17 protein-coding genes are annotated in these 20,384 nt (G+C 72.4%); 12 read left to right on the top strand and 5 right to left on the bottom strand.

The window, feature by feature from the left end:
• Positions 1-75: 75 nt before the first annotated feature.
• From ABZX85_RS49885 to ABZX85_RS49875, 3 genes are read right to left on the bottom strand one after another with little or no spacing between them, the layout of a single operon-like run.
• Positions 76-1,374, bottom strand: coding sequence for a coenzyme F420-0:L-glutamate ligase (locus ABZX85_RS49885; RefSeq protein ID WP_355885073.1), 1,299 nt, complete (start codon positions 1,372-1,374; stop codon positions 76-78).
• Positions 1,364-2,326: a 2-phospho-L-lactate transferase gene (gene cofD, locus ABZX85_RS49880; RefSeq protein ID WP_355885072.1), complete on the bottom strand. Its 963-nt coding sequence runs from the start codon at positions 2,324-2,326 to the stop codon at positions 1,364-1,366. The genes ABZX85_RS49885 and cofD overlap by 11 nt, the downstream gene beginning before the upstream one ends.
• Before the next feature lie 48 nt (positions 2,327-2,374).
• A complete protein-coding gene (locus ABZX85_RS49875) occupies positions 2,375-2,884 on the bottom strand; it encodes a cysteine dioxygenase family protein (protein ID WP_355885071.1) in 510 nt (169 codons plus the stop codon).
• A gap of 663 nt (positions 2,885-3,547) precedes the next feature.
• Between ABZX85_RS49875 and ABZX85_RS49870 the strand changes: the two genes are divergently transcribed.
• The 4 genes from ABZX85_RS49870 (at position 3,548) to ABZX85_RS49855 (ending at position 10,052) form a co-directional block, all read left to right on the top strand.
• Positions 3,548-3,811 carry a WhiB family transcriptional regulator gene (locus tag ABZX85_RS49870; RefSeq protein WP_003975777.1) on the top strand — a complete coding sequence of 88 codons (264 nt, stop codon included), beginning with the start codon at positions 3,548-3,550 and terminating at the stop codon, positions 3,809-3,811.
• A gap of 185 nt (positions 3,812-3,996) precedes the next feature.
• Positions 3,997-7,599: a glycosyltransferase gene (locus ABZX85_RS49865; RefSeq protein ID WP_355885070.1), complete on the top strand. Its 3,603-nt coding sequence runs from the start codon at positions 3,997-3,999 to the stop codon at positions 7,597-7,599.
• Complete coding sequence (locus tag ABZX85_RS49860) at positions 7,596-9,092, top strand: DUF5719 family protein (RefSeq protein WP_355885069.1); 1,497 nt, start codon at positions 7,596-7,598, stop codon at positions 9,090-9,092. Before ABZX85_RS49865 ends, ABZX85_RS49860 begins: the two co-directional genes overlap by 4 nt.
• Positions 9,093-9,251: 159 nt before the next feature.
• Complete coding sequence (locus ABZX85_RS49855) at positions 9,252-10,052, top strand: HAD-IIB family hydrolase (protein ID WP_355885068.1); 801 nt, start codon at positions 9,252-9,254, stop codon at positions 10,050-10,052.
• Between the two features lie 3 nt (positions 10,053-10,055).
• Here the strand turns inward: ABZX85_RS49855 and ABZX85_RS49850 are convergent, their stop codons facing one another.
• Positions 10,056-10,505, bottom strand: coding sequence for a metallopeptidase family protein (locus ABZX85_RS49850; RefSeq protein WP_355885067.1), 450 nt, complete (start codon positions 10,503-10,505; stop codon positions 10,056-10,058).
• Between the two features lie 262 nt (positions 10,506-10,767).
• On the opposite strand from ABZX85_RS49850, the gene ABZX85_RS49845 reads away from it, so the two are divergent.
• From ABZX85_RS49845 to ABZX85_RS49815, 7 genes are all read left to right on the top strand, one after another.
• A complete protein-coding gene (locus ABZX85_RS49845; protein ID WP_010352397.1) occupies positions 10,768-11,187 on the top strand; it encodes a DUF3499 domain-containing protein in 420 nt (139 codons plus the stop codon).
• A 71-nt stretch (positions 11,188-11,258) separates the two neighbouring features.
• Positions 11,259-11,432, top strand: coding sequence for a Trm112 family protein (locus ABZX85_RS49840; RefSeq protein WP_355885066.1), 174 nt, complete (start codon positions 11,259-11,261; stop codon positions 11,430-11,432).
• A gap of 330 nt (positions 11,433-11,762) precedes the next feature.
• A complete protein-coding gene (locus ABZX85_RS49835) occupies positions 11,763-12,893 on the top strand; it encodes an SIS domain-containing protein (protein ID WP_355885065.1) in 1,131 nt (376 codons plus the stop codon).
• A 46-nt stretch (positions 12,894-12,939) separates the two neighbouring features.
• Positions 12,940-14,091, top strand: a complete 1,152-nt coding sequence (gene manA, locus ABZX85_RS49830) for a mannose-6-phosphate isomerase, class I (protein ID WP_355885064.1) — start codon at positions 12,940-12,942, stop codon at positions 14,089-14,091.
• 145 nt (positions 14,092-14,236) lie between these two features.
• On the top strand, positions 14,237-15,217 hold the full coding sequence (locus ABZX85_RS49825; protein WP_355885063.1) for a cation diffusion facilitator family transporter: 981 nt from the start codon (positions 14,237-14,239) through the stop codon (positions 15,215-15,217).
• A gap of 448 nt (positions 15,218-15,665) precedes the next feature.
• Complete coding sequence (ahcY, locus tag ABZX85_RS49820; protein WP_355885062.1) at positions 15,666-17,108, top strand: adenosylhomocysteinase; 1,443 nt, start codon at positions 15,666-15,668, stop codon at positions 17,106-17,108.
• Positions 17,109-17,253: 145 nt separating this feature from the next.
• Entirely contained in the window at positions 17,254-17,868 is a 615-nt protein-coding gene (locus ABZX85_RS49815; RefSeq protein WP_355885061.1) for a hypothetical protein, read from the top strand.
• A 7-nt stretch (positions 17,869-17,875) separates the two neighbouring features.
• Here the strand turns inward: ABZX85_RS49815 and ABZX85_RS49810 are convergent, their stop codons facing one another.
• Entirely contained in the window at positions 17,876-18,841 is a 966-nt protein-coding gene (locus tag ABZX85_RS49810; protein WP_355885060.1) for an RDD family protein, read from the bottom strand.
• Positions 18,842-18,968: 127 nt separating this feature from the next.
• Between ABZX85_RS49810 and ABZX85_RS49805 the strand changes: the two genes are divergently transcribed.
• Positions 18,969-19,973 carry a stage II sporulation protein M gene (locus ABZX85_RS49805; RefSeq protein ID WP_355885059.1) on the top strand — a complete coding sequence of 335 codons (1,005 nt, stop codon included), beginning with the start codon at positions 18,969-18,971 and terminating at the stop codon, positions 19,971-19,973.
• The last annotated feature ends 411 nt before the right edge of the window (positions 19,974-20,384 follow it).

The raw sequence follows: 20,384 nt of genomic DNA, 5'->3' as shown, positions 1-20,384 counted from the left end.
GAACCACCTGACCCGGCGGAACCGAGAACACCCGCCCCCAGTCCCCCCGGCCTCCTCAGCCCCCCGCCCCCGACCTCACCGCACCTCGACGAACCCCTCCACCCCCCGCTCCCCCCGAGCCCGAGGCTCCTCCGCCGCGTGCCCCACCGCCACGGCCCCCATCGGGTCCCACCCGTCGGGCAACGCCAGCACCTCCCGCACCACATCCCGGCAGAACATCGTCGACGACACCCACGCCGACCCGAGCCGCTCCCCGGCGAGCGCCACCAGGAAGTTCTGCACCCCGGCCCCCGCGGCGACGACGAACATCTCCCGCTCGGCCGCGTCCCGCCGGGCGTCCCCGTAGAAATGCGCCCCGTCCATCACGAGACACGGCACCACGAGATAGGGGGCGTTCCGCAGCACATCCCCCCTGCGCACCCGCTTCGCGATGGACTCCTCGGACTTCCCGTCCCGCCGGAGATCGGCGATCCACGCGTCCCGCATCGCGTCGAGCAGCCCCACCCGGGACTCCTCGGACTCCAGCAGCACGAACCGCCAGGGAGTGGTGTGATGCGGCGCCGGCGCGGTGACGGCCGAGGCGACGGCCCGCCGCACGGCCCCGGGATCGACGGCCTCGCCGGTGAACGCCCGCACGGTCCGCCGCTGCGTCACCGCGAGCCGCACCGCCTCGGACGTCCCGAGCCGGAACATGTCGTCCCGGGAGTCCCGCACGAGTTCCCGTCCCCCCGCCCCGGCGTCCCCGGAGACGACGTGCGCCAGCCCCCGCACGACGGCGACCGGCAGCCCGGCGGCCTTCCCCTTGACGAGATCCCCGGCCCCGGCGAGCTCGTCGGCGGTCGCGACGACGGTCGCGCTCAGCGGATTCCCGTACGCGTCCCTCCCGCCCCGCAGATCGTCGAGGACCCGCACCCCGGCCGCCCCGATGGCGACATCGGTGAGCCCGGACCGCCAGGGCCGCCCGAAGGTGTCGCTGATCACGACCCCGACCTCGACCCCGAGGGCGTCCCGCAGCCCGTCCCGGATGCCGCGCGCGGACGCGTCGGGGTCCTCGGGCAGCAGCAGGACGGTCCCGGCGGGCGTGTTGGACGCGTCGACCCCGGCGGCGGCCATCACGAGCCCCTGCCGGTTCTCGACGATCCGCAGCGTCCCCCGCCGCGCGACGACCCGCACGGTCTCCGCGTCGATCGCGGCCTCCCGGTCGTCCGCCGCGACGACCCTCCCCTCGGCCTTGGACACGATCTTCGACGTGACGACGACGACGTCCCCGTCGGCGAGCCCCGGCTCGGCGCCGGCGATCAGCTTGGCGAGATCGTCCCCGCGCTGCACCTCGGGCAGCCCGTCGACCGCCCACACCCGGTACTCATTCGCCACCGCGCACCTCTTCCGCCAGCTTCAGCGCCTCGCCCGCCATCACGGCGGTCGCCTCGTCGTCGCTCATCATGAGCGGCACGGCCCGGCAGCGGATGCCTGCCGCCTCCACGCGCGCGACGGCCCCCGCGTCGGCCGTGTCCACGAGCCACCCGTCGAGCAGCCCGGAGCCGTAGTGCTCGGCGACGGCCGCCGCGCTGGACTCCACGCCGACGGCGGCGAGCACCTTGTCGGCCATCCCGCGCACGGGCGCGTCCCCGACGATGGGGGAGAGGCCGACGACCGGCACGCCCGCCTCGGCGACGGCCTCCCGGATGCCGGGCACGGCGAGGATCGTCCCGACGGAGACGACGGGGTTGGACGGCGGGAAGAGGATGACGTCCGCCGCGGCGATGGCCTCCAGCACCCCCGGCGCGGGCTTGGCCTGCTCGGCGCCGACGGGGACGACGGCCAGCGCGGGCACGGACGCCCGCAGCCGGACCCAGTACTCCTGGAAGTGGATCGCCTTGCGCTCGCCGTCGATCTCGACGGCGACATGGGTCTCGACCCGGTCGTCGGACATCGGCAGCAGCCGCACCCCCGGCCGCCACCGGTCGCACAGCGCCTCGGTGACCGCGCTGAGCGGATACCCGGCGCCGATCATCTGCGTCCGGACGATGTGCGTCGCGAAGTCCCGGTCGCCGAGCCCGAACCAGTCGGGTCCGACGCCGTACGCCGCGAGCTCCTCCTTGACCCGGAACGACTCGTCGGACCGCCCCCAGCCCTGCTCCTCGTCGATGCCCCCGCCGAGCGTGTACATCACCGTGTCGAGGTCGGGGCAGACCTTCAGCCCGAAGAGGTGGATGTCGTCGCCGGTGTTGCCGATCACGGTGATGTCCGCGTCCGGCACGGCCTTCTTCAGACCGCGCAGGAAGCGGGCACCGCCGATACCGCCTGCCAGAACCACTATGCGCATGGGGGCAAGTCTTGCAGGCCCCTCCGACAATCCGGTGGCCCCGTCGGCTCAGACGCCCGCCGCGCGGGCCTCCTCGCGCCCCGCGCACGCCTGCGCGGACGTGTGCATCGGCATCTCGGTGAGTCCGGGGGAGTAGATGTGCAGGCTGACCGCCGGCTCCCACGTGTCGTTCACCACGTCGTGCGTGTACCCCGGCGCGAAGACCCGCTGCGCGCCCCCGGAGAGCTTCCGCACCCCCTGCTCGGTGCGCTCGGTGAGGGTCCCGTCGAGGACGGTCATGACGCCGGAGGACGGGCCGTGGTCGTGGAGCCCGGTGCCCTGTCCGGGGAGCCAGGACAGCAGCCAGACCTCGTAGCCGGGCCCGGTGCGCAGCCGGTGGTACCAGCGGCTGCTCGCGTCGTAGCGCACGAGGTGCTCCCACCGGGCGCGGTCGGCGGCCAGCTCGCGGGCGAGGCCGACGAACTCGGCGACGGTGGACGGGTGTTCGCGCGGGGGCTGGAGCAGGTGGAGTACTTCGAGGATGTCGCCGGCGATCTGGAGGTCGTTGTCGCTGTTCATGAGCTGCGGTGGTTTCCTCGGCGGGAGTGCGGTGCGGGGGGCTGGGTGTCACGTACCGGCCGCCCGGGTCACGGGCGGCGGAGGTGCCCTGGTGCGGGCGGGGGGAACAGGCAGCCGAGTCGCGGTGGACTCAGAGAGGCAGCCGGAGCGCGGTGGGGCTCAACAGCTGGGACAGCAACAACAGCCACGGCGAGCGCGGGCAGCACCGAGGGACCCGGCGGTGCGGGTCGAGGTGGTGGCCAAGTTCGCGAGCATGCCCACTAGGACATCGGTTCACACCCGCACTGTCAACTCGGCACCCGGAGGGTGGGACGCGATTCACCCCATCCGGTACGTCTGGGAGACGAAAGGTTTGTTCATGCGCTCACCGGGACACATGGCGCACAACCGGGCGCGTGACCCGCGTGTCGGAACGAGAACGCAGTTGATGGCGTCCTTTCCCGTACAGGCCGTCAGGTCTCGTCTGCATGTCAAGGTTTATGGCGATTTGAACACTTTCCGCGCCGCCTTGGTTCCGCAGAGTGAATAAGGGGCCCAATAGCAGATCTCGGCTTGACTCGCCCGGAGCAGCACACTTGTAATTTCACTCGTGTCGTTTGGCCACCACCACTTGACGGTTGACGGCCCCGGCACGGGGACGCGAAAGACAGACGAGGGGCGCACATGACCGAGCTGGTGCAGCAACTGCTGGTCGACGACGCGGACGAGGAACTCGGCTGGCAGGAGCGCGCGCTGTGCGCCCAGACCGATCCCGAGTCCTTCTTCCCCGAGAAGGGCGGCTCCACCCGCGAGGCCAAGAAGGTCTGCCTCGCCTGCGAGGTCCGCTCCGAATGCCTCGAATACGCCCTCGCCAACGACGAGCGCTTCGGCATCTGGGGCGGACTGTCGGAACGCGAGCGCCGTCGGCTCAAGAAAGCGGCGGTATGACTGTCGTAAGAGGCGTCTGACCTCGTACGGAACATCTCGAACGGCCCGTCGCCGGTGGGTTATCCACAGGCGGCGGGCCGTGGTCTTGCCCAGCCGATAGTGTGGTCGCTCGTCCGAGACACCCCACCGTCCTCACCGGACGCGGGGGGTGCGCCGCAGACCATCGAACCGGGGCCCGTACCTCGATGTCCGTGCACAGCCATACGGCAGCCCGCGACGCTGCCACGCCAGAGTTCCCGCGTCACGTGGTGACCGCGGTCCTCGTCGCCCACGACGGCGCCCGCTGGCTGCCCGACGCGCTCGCCGGAGTGCTCGGCCAGGAGCGCCCGGTCCAGTCCGTCGTGGCCGCCGACACCGGCAGCGCGGACCACTCCGCCCAGCTCCTCACCGAGGCCCTCGGCGAGGACCGCGTCCTGCACCTCGCCCGGCGCACCGGCTTCGGCCAGGCCGTCGAGGAGGCCACCCGCGTCGCGCCGGTCCTCACCCCCGAGGAACTGCCCTACCTCAAGCGCCCCAGCGGCTGGGACCCCGTCACGCGCACCTGGCGCGACGACGCCTACGACCTCCCGGAACTCCCCTACGGCGAACCGGTCCAATGGCTCTGGCTGCTGCACGACGACAGCGCCCCCGAACCCGACGCCCTCGCCGAACTCCTCCGCGTCGTGGACAACGAACTGGAGCTGGGCCGTGACGACGTCGCGGTCGTCGGCCCCAAACTCCGCGGCTGGTACGACAAACGCCAGTTGCTCGAAGTCGGCGTCACCATCGCCTCCTCCGGCCGCCGCTGGACCGGCCTCGACCGCCGCGAACAGGACCAGGGCCAGCACGACCACGTCCGCCCGGTCCTCGCCGTCTCCACCGCCGGCATGCTGATCCGCAGGGACGTCTTCGACGACCTCGGCGGCTTCGACCGCCGCCTGCCCCTCATGCGGGACGACGTCGACCTCTGCTGGCGCGCGACCTCCCTGGGCCACCGCGTCCTGGTCGCCCCCGAGGCCGTCGTCCGGCACGCCGAGGCGGCCTCCCGCGAGCGCCGCACCGTCGACTGCGGAGGCCGCACCGCCGCCTCCCCGCACAAGGTCGACAAGGCCGGCGCCGTCTACACCCTCCTCGTCAACAGCCGTACCGGCGCGCTGCCCTGGGTGTTCTTCAGGATCGTCGTCGGGACGGCCCTGCGGACCCTCGCCTACCTCGTCGGCAAGGTCCCCGGACAGGCCGTCGACGAGATCCGCGGACTGCTCGGCACCCTGCTGCGGCCCGAGCGGATCATCGCCGGGCGCCGCGCGCGCGGGAAGCCCGTCATCGACAAGGACGAACTGCGGCCCCTGCTCCCGCCGCCCGGCGCGACCCTGCGGGCCACCGTCGAACAGGCCGCCGGCAGCTTCCTCGACTCCTCCGACACCGACACCGCCCCCGGGCGGCACGGCGGCGGCATCGAGTCCGGCCCCGGCGGGGACGACGCGGACTTCCTGGAGATCGAGCAGTTCGCCCGCCTCAAGCGCATCGCCCGCAAACCCGGCCCGGTCCTCTTCGTCGCCCTGCTGCTGATCTCCCTGGCCGCCTGCCGCGCCCTGCTGGGCACCGGCGCCCTCGCCGGCGGCGCCCTGCTGCCCGCCCCGGGCGACGCCTCCGAGCTGTGGAACCGCTACACCGACGCCTGGCACCCGGTCGGCGCCGGCGGCACCCCCGCCGCCCCGCCCTACCTCGCGATCGTCGCCGCCCTCGCCAGCCTGCTGTTCGGCTCGACCGGCCTCGCCGTCACCGTCCTGCTGGTCTGCTCGGTCCCGCTCGCCGGGTTCACCGCCTACTTCGCCTCCCGCCCGCTCGTCACCTCACGCCTCCTGCGCGCGTGGGCGGCCGTCGTCTACGCCTTCCTGCCCGCCGTCACCGGCGCGCTGGCCGGCGGCCGGCTCGGCACCGCCGTCCTCGCCGTCCTGCTCCCGCTGATCGCCCGCGCGGGCGTCGCCGCGAGCGGCCTCGCGCACTCCTCGGGCGCGCGCGGCAGCTGGCGGGCCACCTGGGCGTACGCCCTGCTGCTCACGGTCACCACCGCGTTCACGCCGATCGTCTGGCCCATCGCCCTGCTCCTCGGCCTCGCGGTCCTCGCCCTGCGCCGCACCGAACTCACCGCCTACGGCCCCCGCTTCCTCGCCCAGCTCGGCACCCCCTTGCTGATCCTGGCCCCCTGGTCGCTGTCCCTCCTGCCGGCCGGCTTCTTCCAGGAGGCCGGCCTCGACTTCGGCGCCTCCGCCGCCACCGCCCTCGACCTGCTGGGCGCGAGCCCCGGCGGCCCCGGCACGGTCAGCGGGCTGATGCTGATCGGCGTCGTCCTCGCCGCCCTCGCCGCCCTGCTGCGCTCCGAACGGCACACCGGCGTGTGGGCGGCCTGGGCGGTCGCCCTCGTCGGCCTCGTCTTCGCCGTCCTGTCCAACGGCGACGCGTGGGCGGGCCCCGCCACCCTCGTCTACGGCCTCGCCCTGCTGTGCGCCGCGATGCTCGGCGCCGACGGCGCCCGCTCCCGGGTCGCCGAGCAGAGCTTCGGCTGGCGCCAGCCCGTCGCCGCCCTCATCGCGTTCGCCGCCGCCGCGGGCCCGCTCCTCGTCGCCGCCGGCTGGATGATCCGCGGCGCCGACGGCCCCCTGGAGCGCCGCGACCCCGTCCAGGTGCCCGCGTTCGTCGCCGAGGAGGCCGGCACCCGCGACCAGGCCCGCACGCTGGTCCTGGACAGCGACTCCACGGCCCACGTCTCCTACATGCTGGTCCGCGGCTCCGGCACCCGCATGGGCGACGCCGAGACCGCCGCGGCCGACGGCGAGAACAAGCAGCTCGACAAGGTCGTCGCCAGCCTGGTGGCCGGCTCCGGCGCCGACCAGACCACCGAGCTCGGCAAGTTCGCCGTGCGCTACGTCCTCGTCCACAAGGGCGCCCCGCGCGAGGTCGCCCGCGTCCTGGACGCCACGCCTGGCCTCAGCCGCCTCAGCCAGCAGAACGGCAGCGCGCTGTGGCGCGTCAACCGCGAGGTGTCCCGCGCCGCGATCGTCACCGAGGACGGCTCCGGCACCCCCGTCGCGGTCGCCGCGGGCCCCGTCGAGATCCACACCACCGTCGAGGACGGCCCCGAGGGCCGCGTCCTGCGCCTCGCGGACGCCCTCGCCGACGGCTGGAGCGCCACCCTCGACGGCAAACCCCTCAAGAGCGTCACCGTCGACGGCTGGGCCCAGGGCTTCGAACTCCCCTCCACCGGCGGCAAGCTGGACGTCACGTACGACGACCCCTTCACCCACACCCTGTGGCTGTGGACCCAGGGCGCGCTCGCCCTCGTGCTCGTCGTCCTCGCCCTCCCGGGCCGCCGCCGCGACGTCGACGACGACCTCCCCGAGGCCGAGGAGCAGGCCGTCCCCGCCCAGGCCGACGGCGAGGGCCGCCGCGCCCGCCGCCTGCGCGACCGCGCGGAGGCCGAGGAAACCCCCGGCCCGGACGACCAGCAGCCCGAGACACCCCCGGCCGCCGTCCCCCAGCAGCAGTCGTACGGCGAATGGGACACCCCCGAGTACGCGGGCGCCGACCAGTACCAGTACCCCGCCCAGGGCTACGACCAGGGCGGCGCCCAGTACGACCCGTACCAGGCGGGTCAGTACGACCCCTACGGCTACGACGGCCGCCAGCAGCAACAGCAGCAGGCGTACGACCAGGGCTACGGCGACCAGCAGCCCTACGACCCCTCCTACCAGCAGGGCTACGACCAGGCGCAGCAGCCGTACCAGCGCCCCGACGGGAGCCAGCAGTGAAACGCACCACCGTGTCCCTGATCGCCGGGACGGCCGCGCTCGCCGCCGTCACCGCCTTCGCCGTCGTCCAGGAACCGGCGCAGGCCGGCACCGGCGCCCCCAAGGCCGCCGCCCGGCTGCCCGTCGAGCGCACCGGCCTGGTCTGCCCGGCGCCCAGCACCTCCGACCTCGCCGACACGCAGTACACGTCCTTCACCCCGGTCACCGAGGGCGCCACGGGCGACGGCAAGGCGACGCTCGCGGGTGTCACGGAGACCTCGGGCGACGCGAGCACCGCGCAGAACGGCAAGAAGAAACCGGCCGGGAAGACCCCGGTCACCCCCGGGACCCCCGGCAAGCCCGTCGCCGGCAGCGTCAGCGGCGGCAGCGCGCCCGCCCTGGTCGGCACCGCCGAGGGCACGTACGCGCCGGGCTGGACCGTCCAGGCCACCACCGGCGTCGCCGCCGGCACCGGCCGCGGCCTCCTCGGCGTCACCTGCGGCGCCCCGGACACCGAGTTCTGGTTCCCCGCCACCAGCACCGCCGCCGACCGCACGGACTACCTCCACCTCACCAACCCCGACGACTCGGCGGCCGTCGTCGACGTCGAGCTGTACGGCCCCGAGGGCACCCTCGAATCCTCCGTGGGCGACGGCATCACCGTCCCCGCCCACTCCAGCGAGCCGATCCTGCTGTCGACGCTGACGACCGAGAAACTCGACGACGTCACGGTCCACGTCAACGTCCGCAGCGGGCGCGTCGGCGCCGCCGTCCAGGCCCTCGACGACAAGCTCGGCGGCGACTGGCTCACCGCCTCCGCCGACCCGGCGAGCACCCTGATCATCCCGGGCATCCCCAAGGACGCCACGGCCGTCCGCCTCGTCGCCTTCACCCCGGACGACTCCGACGCCGACCTGAAGATCCAGCTCGCCTCCACCAACGGCCTCATCACCCCCGCCGGGCACGAGACGCTCCACATCAAGGCCGGCAGCACCACCTCCGTCGACCTCGGCGACGTCACGCGCGGCGAGGCCGGCTCCCTGATCCTCTCCCCGGGGGACGTCTCCACCCCGTTCGTCGCGGCCGTCCGCATCACGCGCGGCAAGGGCAACGACCAGGAGACCTCCTTCATCCCGGCCACCGCCCCCGTCGGCACCCGCGCCACCGTCCTCGGCAACACCGCCAAGGGCACGACCCTCTCGATCACCGCCCCCCGGGCCACCGCCCAGGTCAAGGTCACCGCCTCGGCGGGCACGGAGGGAGGCACGGCCGCCTCGAAGACGTACACGATCAAGGCGGGCACCACCCAGGACGTCGCGCTGCCCGTGCCGGCCGGCCTCAAGGGCACGTACGCGCTGACCGTCGAGACCGTCTCCGGCGGGCCCGTCTACGCCTCCCGCACACTCGTCTCCACCGACGAGGACGGTCCGGGATTCACCACCCAGACCCTTCCCGACGACCGGGGGACGGTGGCCGTTCCGGACAGCACGCAGGACTTGTCGATCCTCAACTGACAGCGCCCCGGGGGGCCGTGCCGACCTGCCTTGACGCCCTCTTCCGATTTACGGAGGATACGGATTCCGGGTAAAAAGCGCGGCGAAAGTCGGCAGAATCGCACTCGGTCCCCGCAGACAGCGCGGCCCCGCAGGCAGCACAAGGAAAAGGACCTCGCATTGGCACCGTCGGCTCGCATCGTCGTGTTCGACCTGGACGACACGCTCGCCCTCTCCAAATCGAAGATCGCGCCGCAGATGACGGAGCGCCTGCTGCGTCTGCTCGCCGAGAAACCCGTCTGCATCATCTCCGGCGGCCGGTACGAGCAGTTCCAGGCCCAGGTGCTGGAGGAGCTGCCGCTCACCCCTGAACTCGCCGCCCGGCTCCACCTGATGCCGACCTGCGGGACGCGCTATCTGCGCTGGGAGGACGGCGCCTGGCGGGACGTCTACTGCGAGAACCTCGCGGAGGACGAGAAGGCGCTGATCATCGAGGTCCTCACCGAGGGCGCCAAGTCGCTCGGCCTGTGGGCGGAGCAGACCTGGGGCGACATCATCGAGGACCGCGGCAGCCAGGTCACCTTCTCCGCGCTCGGCCAGCAGGCCCCCCACCAGGAGAAGGCCGCCTGGGACCCGGACGGCAGCCGCCGCCGCGCCCTGTGGGAGTACGCCTCCGCCCGCCTGCCCGGCCTGGAGGTCCGCAGCGGCGGCTCGACCTCCATCGACGTCACGAAGAAGGGCATCGACAAGGCGTACGGCATGCAGCGCCTCCTGGAGTTCCTCGAACTCCCCAAGGAGGACGTCCTCTTCGTCGGCGACCGCCTCGACGAGGGCGGCAACGACTACCCGGTCCGCGCGATGGGCGTCCCCTGCGTCGCCGTCACCGGCTGGGAGCAGACCGTCGACGTCATCGACACGATCCTCGGCGACGAGACCGACGGCCCCGTCCCGGGCCTGCTGGACGCGCTGGACGTGCGCTGAGGGTCAGTCCTCGCCGTACCGCGGGTCGACCGTCTCCGGCGTGAGGCCCAGCAGTTCGGCGACCTGCTCGACGACGATCTCGTGGACGAGGGCGGCGCGTTCGTCGCGCCCCTTCGTACGGATCTCCACCGGCCGCCGGTAGACGACGACCCGCGCGCGGTGCCCGCCCGCCGCGGGGACGATCCCGCCGAGCGGCACCGCCTCGTCGTTCCACGGACCGCCCGGGCCGTCCAGCCGGGGTACCTCCAGCACCATGAAGTCGATGTCCGCGAGCTGCGGCCAGCGCCGTTCGAGGCGCTCCACCGAGTCCTGCACGAGATCGGCGAACAGCTCGGCACGGCTCGCGGCGAGCGGCACCTGGGGCGGCGCGATCGGGCCGCGCATGCCCCGCCCGTGGCGGTCACGGCGGCGGGGCCCGGGGCCTGCGGCACGGGGCGGTACGGGGCTCTCCATCACTACTGAAGCGTAGTCCCCGCTCAGGCCGCCGTACCGCGCTCACCCCCATGTCGCAGGATGACCATTCCAGCCAAGGTTGGGCTCGATTCGGCATCTCTCCGAGACCGCCGATCTCATGGCAATTGACGTGGTTTGCACCGACAGGTGACCGGTTCCGTTCCTCGACCCCCGGCCGAAAACTGGTGTTCATGCAGGTCAGCGGGGTATGACAGGAACAGCATGTGCGCGGTTTCACAGCACGACACGGTGGAGTGACCTGGTGGAGAGTCGTCGCGGCCCGCTCAAGAGTGCGGTACCGTCCAACGTCGTGAGCCCTGTACGTCGCTGTTCGCGCACCGCCTGCGGCCGACCCGCCGTCGCGACGCTGACGTACGTCTACGCCGACTCGACGGCCGTCCTCGGACCCCTCGCGACCTACGCGGAACCCCACTGCTACGACCTGTGCGCCGAGCACTCCGAGCGCCTCACCGCCCCGCGCGGCTGGGAAGTCGTACGCCTCCTCGACGCCTCCGCGCCGGCCCGCCCCAGTGGTGACGACCTCGAAGCGCTCGCCAACGCGGTCCGCGAGGCCGCGCGCCCCCAGGAACGCGCCGCGGGCGGTGCCTCCGGCCGCGCCGCCGACCCCATGGAGGTCGCCCGCCGGGGCCACCTCCGCGTCCTGCGCTCCCCGGAGCCCTGAGCCGCACAGCTCCCCGGCGCTAGGCTGGCCCCCTTGACCGCCCACGCCGCCTGACCTGTGAAGGACGCCCCATGCCGCTCGTCGAACCCGGCCTCCTGGACATCCTCGCCTGCCCGTCCTGCCACTCCCCCCTCACCGAGCAGGACACCGACCTCGTCTGCACGAGCCCCACCTGCGCCCTCGCCTACCCGGTCCGCGACGGCATCCCGGTCCTCCTGGTGGACGAGGCCCGCAAACCGGAGTAACGCCGCGGGGAGCACGCCTCGGAGAGGCCCGTGTAACACGTGGCACCGAACAGCCGCACCCGAGAGGGCCGTGCGGCCCAGGCCGCAGGCACCTGCACCTGTATCCCGTGTAGCTGCGGGCAGCCGCATCGCACCCCACCCACCCTCCGGCCCGCAGCTGTTCCACTACCGCCACCTAGCTGCGGGCAGTCGTGCCGCTAGGGGCGGCACGGGTGGGCGCAGCGGCACCCCGCACGCGCGGGCAAGCGACCCACTCGCCCCAGCCACCCACCGGCCCGCACCCCGCACCCAGCCCAGCGCCCCCCGACCCCCGCGATCGGAGACCCCGCCATGCTCGACGAATCACTCCTCGACACGCCGGAGGCCCTCGCCGAGGCCGACCGCAGAGCCCTCCTGAGGGGCGCGGCGGAGGCAGGCGCCCGAGTCCGCACAGCCGCGAGGAACGCCGCAGAAGCAGGCGTACACCAGCTGAAACCGGACGGCCGCCCCCGAGGCATCCTCATCGCCGGCCCCGGCGCCGCAGCGACCTGCGTGGCCGACCTCCTCACCACCCTCGCCGGCGCCGCCTGCCCCGTCACCCGCCTCGCCCCCACCGGCGTGGCCCCCGCCCCCGGCGCCCTCCGCTGGGACCTCCCCGGCTGGGCAGGCTCCGTCGACCTCCTCCTCATCGCCACCCCGGACGGCACGGAACCGGGCCTCGCCCTCCTCGCGGAACAGGCGTACCGAAGGGGCTGCACGGTCGTCGCCGTCGCCCCCGCCCGCACCCCCCTCGCGGAAGCCACCGGCGCCTCCCACAGCCTGTTCCTCCCCCTCGCGACAGCGGCGTACGACCAGGACGCGCAACCCCTGACGGCCTCGGCCCCCGGCGTCCTGTGGGCCCTGCTGACCCCCCTCCTCGCCCTCCTGGACCGCATCGGCCTCATCACCGCCCCCACCGAGGCCCTGGACCAGATCGCCGACCGCCTCGACCACGTCGCCGAACGCTGCGGCCCCGCCGTCGCGACGTACGGCAACCCGGCGAAGACCCTGGCCGGCGAACTCGCGGACGCCCTCCCGGTGATCTGGACGGAAGGCGTCTCCGCGGGCCCCGCCGGCCGCCGCTTCGCCGCCGCCCTCGCCGAACTCGCCGGCCGCCCCGCCCTCGTCGCGGAACTCCCCGAGGCCCTCGCCGCCCACAACGCCCTCCTCGCGGGCCCCCTGGCCGCCGGCGCCGACCCGGACGATTTCTTCCGCGACCGCGTCGACGACCCACCCGCCCTGCACGCGCGCGTAGTGCTCCTCAGGGACCGCCCGATCGGCGGCCTCAGCGCGGCTCCCGCAGCCCGTGACCTGGCCCTCGGCCACGACACGCCGATCAGCGAACTCGACCCCGAGGAGGGCACCGAACTGGAGACCCTCGCCGAGCTGATCGCCATCACGGATTTCGCCGCCGTTTACCTCGCCCTCGCCTCCGGGGCCTGATCCTGTTCCCGGCCCCCGCCTGAACCACACGCAAGAGAGAACCGGTATGGACCGCCTCGACAACACCGTCCGCCCCTACGCCTGGGGTTCCCGCACCGCGATCCCGCACCTCCTCGGCGTCGAACCCACCGGCGAACCGCAGGCGGAGATGTGGCTGGGCGCCCACCCCGGCGCCCCCTCGCGCACCGCGCGCGGGACCCTCGTAGAGCTCATCGACGCGCACCCGGAGAGCGAACTCGGCGAAGCGGCCGTCGCCAAGTTCGGCCCCCGCCTCCCCTTCCTCCTCAAACTCCTCGCCGCGGGCGCCCCCCTCTCCCTCCAGGTCCACCCGAACCTCCGGCAGGCGAAGGAGGGTTACGACGACGAGGAGGCCCGCGGCATCCCGCTGGACGCCCCGCAGCGCAACTACAAGGACGCCAACCACAAGCCCGAACTCATCTGCGCGCTCACCGAGTTCGACGGCCTGTGCGGCTTCCGCGCCCCCGAGGAGTCCGCCGCCCTCCTGGAGGGCCTCGGCGTCGACTCCCTCAAGCCGTACGCCGACCTCCTGCGCGCCCACCCCGAGGACGCCGCCCTGCGCGAGGTCCTCACGGCCGTACTCGGCGCCGACCGCGCGGAGATGACGCGTACGGTCACCGAGGCCACCGCCGCCTGCGCACGTCTCGGCGGCGCCTACACGCCGTACGCGGAGATCGCCCGCCACTACCCCGGCGACCCCGGTGTCATCGCGGCGATGCTCCTCAACCACGTACGGCTCCAGCCCGGCGAGGCGCTGTTCCTCGGCGCGGGCATCCCGCACGCGTACCTGAACGGCCTCGGCGTCGAGATCATGGCCAACTCCGACAACGTCCTGCGCTGCGGACTGACCCCCAAGCACGTCGACGTCCCCGAACTCCTGCGGATCGTCCGCTTCGAGGCGACCGGCCCCGGCGTCCTGCGCCCCGAGGCGTCCCCGGACGGCGAGGAGGTCTACGACACCCCCATCGACGAGTTCCGGCTCTCCCGGTACGTCCTGCCCGAGGGCACGTCCGTCCACGACCTCACCCGGTCGGCCCCGCAGATCCTGCTCTGCACGGCCGGCACGGTCCGCGCGGGCGAGCACGAACTCGCCCCCGGGCAGTCCGTGTTCGTCGCGGCGGACGAGAAAGCCGAGGTGAGCGGCGTGGGGACGCTGTTCCGGGCCACGGTCGTCGTCTGAACCACGGGCGGATTTCGGGTAGTCCGATCATCGGACCGGGGCTGTGGACAACTCCCGCACCACGGCCCCGGGATGCTGTAACAATGGCGCACCGGCAAAGGCCCGGCAAAGCGCTGGACGGAAGACGAAGGGATCGGGCGAGCACATGAGCGCGTCAGGCGGCACCAAGGCGATCGTGGCGGCACTCGGCGCCAACCTCGCGATCGCGGTATCGAAGTTCGTGGCGTTCGCCTTCAGCGGCTCCTCGTCCATGCTCGCCGAGGGCGTGCACTCCCTCGCCGACTCCGGGAACCAGGCCCTGCTCCTCGTCGGCGGCAAGAAGGCCCAGCGCGAGGCGACCCCGCAACATCCCTTCGGGTACGGCCGCGAGCGCTACATCTACGCCTTCCTCGTCTCCATCGTGCTCTTCTCCGTCGGCGGCATGTTCGCCATCTACGAGGGCTACGAGAAGATCAAGCACCCGCACGAACTGGAGCACTGGTACTGGCCGGTGGGCGTCCTGGTCTTCGCGATCATCGCCGAGGGCTTCTCCTTCCGGACGGCCATCAAGGAGTCCAACACCCTGCGCGGCGCGCTCTCCTGGAAGGAGTTCGTCCGCCGCGCCAAGGCCCCCGAGCTGCCGGTCGTCCTCCTGGAGGACCTCGGCGCCCTCGTCGGCCTGATCCTCGCCCTCGGCGGCGTCGGCCTCGCCCTCGCCACGGGCGACGGCGTCTGGGACGGCATCGGCACGCTCTGCATCGGCATCCTCCTCGTCCTCATCGCCCTCGTCCTCGCCGCCGAGACGAAGTCCCTCCTCCTCGGCGAGTCCGCCGGCCTGGACGAGGTCAAGAAGATCGAGGCCGCCATCGTCGACGGCTCCACGGTCACCAGCGTCATCCACATGCGCACCCTCCACCTCGGCCCCGAGGAACTCCTCGTCGCCGCCAAGATCGCCGTCCAGCACGACGACACCGCCACCGAGGTCGCCACCGCCATCAACGCCGCCGAGTCCCGCATCCGCGAAGCCGTCCCGATCGCCCGCGTCATCTACCTCGAACCGGACATCTACAGCGAGTCGGAGGCGGAGAAGGGGGCAGACCCGGAAGCGGCCCCGGGCGGCCCGGCACAGGCTCCCGCCGGGCATTGAGGCGAGGGCGGGGCATTCACGCGAGGGCGGGGGAGGCGCACCGCCCCCCGGCACGGCAAGCCACAGCGTGATCTCCCGTACGGCCTTTTCCGGTACGGCCCTCCGCCCCGCCCCGGCCCACAACACCGCAGGTCGCGCCCCGGACCCCGCCCCACCAGGCGCCTCGCCAGTCCCTCGGGATCGGCTTGATCCGGGCGGAGGCGGACTGGGCCGCCCCGGACGGCCGGTGTAGCTTGGGGGACGAGCCAGACGTCGCTGCTGATGGCGGTCGGGCGGTCCCGAAGGGGCCGGCCGAGGGAGAGAGGGCCTCCGACGGACTGCGCCGCGCGTACGCGGGCCTGCCCGCGTCCCTTGGGACGTCCAGACGTCCCTGGGGCGCACTCCTGTGCGCCGCCGCGCAGACCAGCCGTGTCCACACCTCGTCCCGACTCCGAGGAGCAGCAGTTCCATGACCCAGGACTTCAAGGTCGCCGACCTCTCCCTGGCCGACTTCGGCCGCAAGGAGATCACCCTCGCCGAGCACGAGATGCCGGGCCTGATGGCGATCCGCAAGGAGTACGCCCAGACCCAGCCCCTCGCCGGCGCCCGCGTCACCGGCTCCCTGCACATGACCGTGCAGACCGCCGTCCTCATCGAGACGCTCGTCGCCCTCGGCGCCGAGGTCCGCTGGGCCTCCTGCAACATCTTCTCCACCCAGGACCACGCCGCTGCGGCCATCGCCGTCGGCCCGAACGGCACGGTCGACAACCCCCAGGGCGTCCCCGTCTTCGCCTGGAAGGGCGAGACCCTGGAGGAGTACTGGTGGTGCACCGAGCAGGCCCTGACCTGGGCGAACAGCCCGACCGGCGGCCCGAACATGATCCTCGACGACGGCGGTGACGCCACCCTCCTCGTCCACAAGGGCGTCGAGTACGAGAAGGACGGCAAGGTCCCCTCCGTGGACACCGCCGAGTCCGACGAGCACCGCGTCATCCTCGAACTCCTGCACCGCACGATCTCCGACGGCTCCCAGAAGTGGACCCAGCTCGCCTCCGAGATCCGCGGCGTCACCGAGGAGACCACGACCGGCGTCCACCGCCTGTACGAGATGCAGCGCGACGGTGTCCTCCTCTTCCCGGCGATCAACGTCAACGACGCCGTCACCAAGTCGAAGTTCGACAACAAGTACGGCTGCCGCCACTCCCTGATCGACGGCATCAACCGCGCCACCGACGTCCTCATCGGCGGCAAGACCGCCGTCGTCTGCGGCTACGGCGACGTCGGCAAGGGCTGTGCCGAGTCCCTGCGCGGCCAGGGCGCCCGCGTCATCGTCACCGAGATCGACCCCATCTGCGCCCTCCAGGCCGCGATGGACGGCTACCAGGTCACGACCCTCGACGAGGTCGTCGACAAGGCCGACATCTTCATCACCACGACCGGCAACAAGGACATCATCATGGCCGCCGACATGGCCAAGATGAAGCACCAGGCGATCGTCGGGAACATCGGCCACTTCGACAACGAGATCGACATGGCCGGCCTCGCCAAGATCCCCGGCATCGTCAAGGACGAGGTCAAGCCCCAGGTCCACACCTGGAAGTTCGAGGACGGCAAGGTCCTCATCGTCCTCTCCGAGGGCCGCCTGCTGAACCTCGGCAACGCGACCGGCCACCCGTCCTTCGTGATGTCGAACTCCTTCGCGGACCAGACGCTGGCCCAGATCGAGCTGTTCGCCAAGCAGGAGGAGTACCCGGTCGGCGTCTACACGCTGCCCAAGCACCTCGACGAGAAGGTCGCCCGCCTCCACCTCGACGCCCTCGGCGTCAAGCTGACGACCCTGCGCCCCGAGCAGGCTTCGTACATCGGCGTCGAGGTCGACGGCCCGTACAAGCCGGACCACTACCGCTACTGACCCGGCCGCGGGTCCCCGACCCGTACCGAGACCGGCGGTACTTCAGAGGCAGGCCCCCGCACCCCCGTGCCGGGGGCCTGCCCCTTTGTTCCGGCCGGACCGCCCCCCGACGCCCCGACCAGCTCCGTCACGACCCAGGACCCCCATGCCCCGAGGCCGCTACTCGCTCCACGACCCGCACGACCACACCCCCCTCGGCGAGGAGCACTTCCAGTGCGCCCCCGGCCCCTCCGGCTGGCGCTACGTCGCCCAGCGGACCACCCCCGCCGGCGGCCACAGCGGCTCCGTCGACCTCGCGCTCGACGACCTCGGCCGCCCCATCCGCCTCGAACTCCACGCGGGCGGCTGGCAGATCCGCGCCGCCGCCCTCGACGGCGTCACCTGGGTCCGCACCGACCCCACCGGCGCCGAGGCCACCGAAGGCAACGCCCCCGCGCACGCCTTCACCGGCACCTCCCCGGCCTTCCTCGTCGCCACCGCCCGCCTGCTGCGCCTCACGCCCTCCCCTTCCGCGACCCGAATCCGCCTCGTCTCCTTCACCGACCCGGTCCTGGCACCCCGCACGACCGACCAGTCCTGGGCCTTGGTGAACAGCGAAGCACACGCCACTGACAACGGCCCCCTGACCGTGGACGAATACCAGGTCACAGCCCTGGACACCGGCGAACGCCACACCGTCCACCTCGCCGGCGACGTCGTCCTGTCAGCCCCCGGCATCGAACTGGAAGACCTCGCCACCCCACCCTCGACGTTCCCCTGAACCGACCTCAGGCAGGCGGCACGAACCCGGTCGACGGCCGCTCGACAGGCACCTGCGAAGACACCGGAGCCGCCGCAGCCCCCGGAGCCGCCTGAGGCGCGTGGGGAACCGGAGGCACCTGAGGCCCACGAGGCTCCTGATCCGGCTGAGGCACCTGCGCCACAGCAGAAACGCCCCCGGGTGCCTCGTACCGCCTGGGCGCCTCGTACGGAGAAGCAGCCGCCCCGCCCTGGAACGCCCGACGGGCCTCCCGGGACTGCCGCTCCTGGGCCACCGCCGCCAGATACGCCCCCGGCGCCACCCCCTCCGGCGCGGGCACGCCCGTGCGCGCCACCAGATCGTTCGCGAGACGCTCCGCCATGCCCCAGCCGACCTGCGGGTCCAACTGATGCGCACGCCCCAGGTACTGCCGTATCGCCAGCCACAGAGAGTCCGGTACGGCGGACAGATCCAGTTCGGCGAAACGTCCCGCCAGCTCGGGCGGAGGAGGCGCGAGGTAGCCGACGCGCGCGACGGGCACCCGCTCCCGCACCACCAGCGTCCCCGCGAACACGTCCCCGAGCCGCCGCCCGCGCGCGGACACCAGCGAAGCGATCACGGCGACCGTCCCACCCGTCAGCAGGATCTCCACCACCCCGATCGCCCCCCGCACCAGCGCGTGCCGGAACCGGATCGGCCCCCCGTCGTCCCGCACCACCCGCAGCCCGAACGCCAGCTTCCCCAGCGACCGCCCCCGGCTCAACGTCTCCACCGCGATCGGCACCCCCACCAGCACCAGCAGGAACGACGCGATCGACAACGCCATCTGCGCCGCATCGTCCAGCGAGGCCGTGGTCGCGATCAGCACGACGGATACGACGATGTAGAGCACGACGGCCACGACGAGGTCCAGCAGGACGGCCAGCGCCCTGCTGGGCAGTTTCGCGGGCCGTAGCTCCAACGCCACGGCCTCACCCGTCACCAGCTCGCTCACGCTCGCGCCCCTTCCCTGGTCTGCCCGGTGAACAGCAAGTCTGCCAAGCTGAAGGTACTTCGCGCCGCAGTACGACAAGCTGACCACCGACCGGCCGCCGACGAACAGCCGAGGAGCACGCACACCGATGGACCTCGACGTCTTCGTCTCCGCCCACCGCGCGGAATGGGACCGCCTCGACGACCTCCTGCGCCGCCGACGCCTCACCGGAGCGGAAACCGACGAACTCGTCACCCTCTACCAGCGCACGGCCACCCACCTCTCCCTGATCCAGTCCAGCGCCCCGGACCCCCAGCTGACCGGACGGCTCAGCCAACTCGTCGCACGCGCGCGCAGCGCCGTCACCGGCACCCGCCGGGCCTCCTGGAGAGACGTCACCAGCTTCCTCACCCAAGGCTTCCCGGCAGCCGTCTACCGCTCCCGGCGCTGGTGGGTCCCGACGGCACTGATCTCGACGGCGGTGTCTGTCCTCCTGGGCTGGTGGATCGGCACCCACCCGGACGTGCGGTCGAGCATCGCCGCCCCCAGCCAACTGCGCGAACTGACCCGTCCCGGCGGCGAGTACGAGACGTACTACTCAAGCCACCCGGCGGCCTCCTTCGCCGCCCAGGTGTGGACGAACAACGCCCAGGCCGCCGCGATGTGCCTGGTCCTGGGCATCTTCCTGGGCCTCCCGGTGCTCTGGATTCTCTTCCAGAACATGCTCAACCTCGGCGTCGGCTTCGGCCTCATGTCCTCGGCCGGCCGCCTCGACACCTTCCTCGGACTGGTCCTCCCGCACGGTCTCCTCGAACTGACCGCCGTCTTCGTCGCCGCCGGAACGGGCCTGCGCCTCGGCTGGACCGTCATCGACCCCGGCCCCCGCACCCGTCGTGTCGCCCTCGCCGAAGAGGGCCGCGCTGCCGTGGGCATGGCGATCGGCCTGGCCCTGGTCCTCTTCGTCTCCGGCGCCATCGAAGGCTTCGTCACCCCCTCCGGCCTGCCCACCTGGGCCCGCATCACCATCGGCGTCGCCGCCGAGGCGCTCTTCCTCGGATACGTCTGGATTCTCGGCGGACGCGCGGTCCGCGCCGGCGAGACCGGTGACGTCGAGGCCGCCGAACGCAGCGCTCGTGTCCCAACGGCCGCCTGATGTGCAAACAGGCTTGCCGAGCTGTTAGTCTCCTCTTCGCCGCCGCAAGAACCGTTGACACGGGTCCTGCGTGGCGGTAGATTCGAACAGTTGCCTAGAACTGGATCTGATCCGGTCGGCAGTCGGTTAGTATCTACAACGCCTCCCGGAACTTCGATTCCAATGCGAGGCACCCCCCGATGAATTCGGAAAACGAACGGCCGGTCAGACCGGCCCGGAACTTCTGATAAAGTCGGAAACGCCGAAAGGGAAACGCCCGAAGCGAAAGCGGAGAGCGGGAACCGGAAAGCACCGAGGAAATCGGATCGAGAAAAGGTCTGATAGAGTCGGAAACGCAAGACCGAAGGGAAACTGCCCGGAGGAAAGCCCGAGAGGGTGAGTACGAAGGAAGCGTCCGTTCCTTGAGAACTC

Origin of the sequence: Streptomyces sp. NPDC004539 (assembly GCF_040610055.1) — a bacterium.
GTDB lineage: Bacteria > Actinomycetota > Actinomycetes > Streptomycetales > Streptomycetaceae > Streptomyces.
Note: the sequence above shows the minus strand (reverse complement) of the source record. Positions and strands in the feature narration are given on the sequence as shown.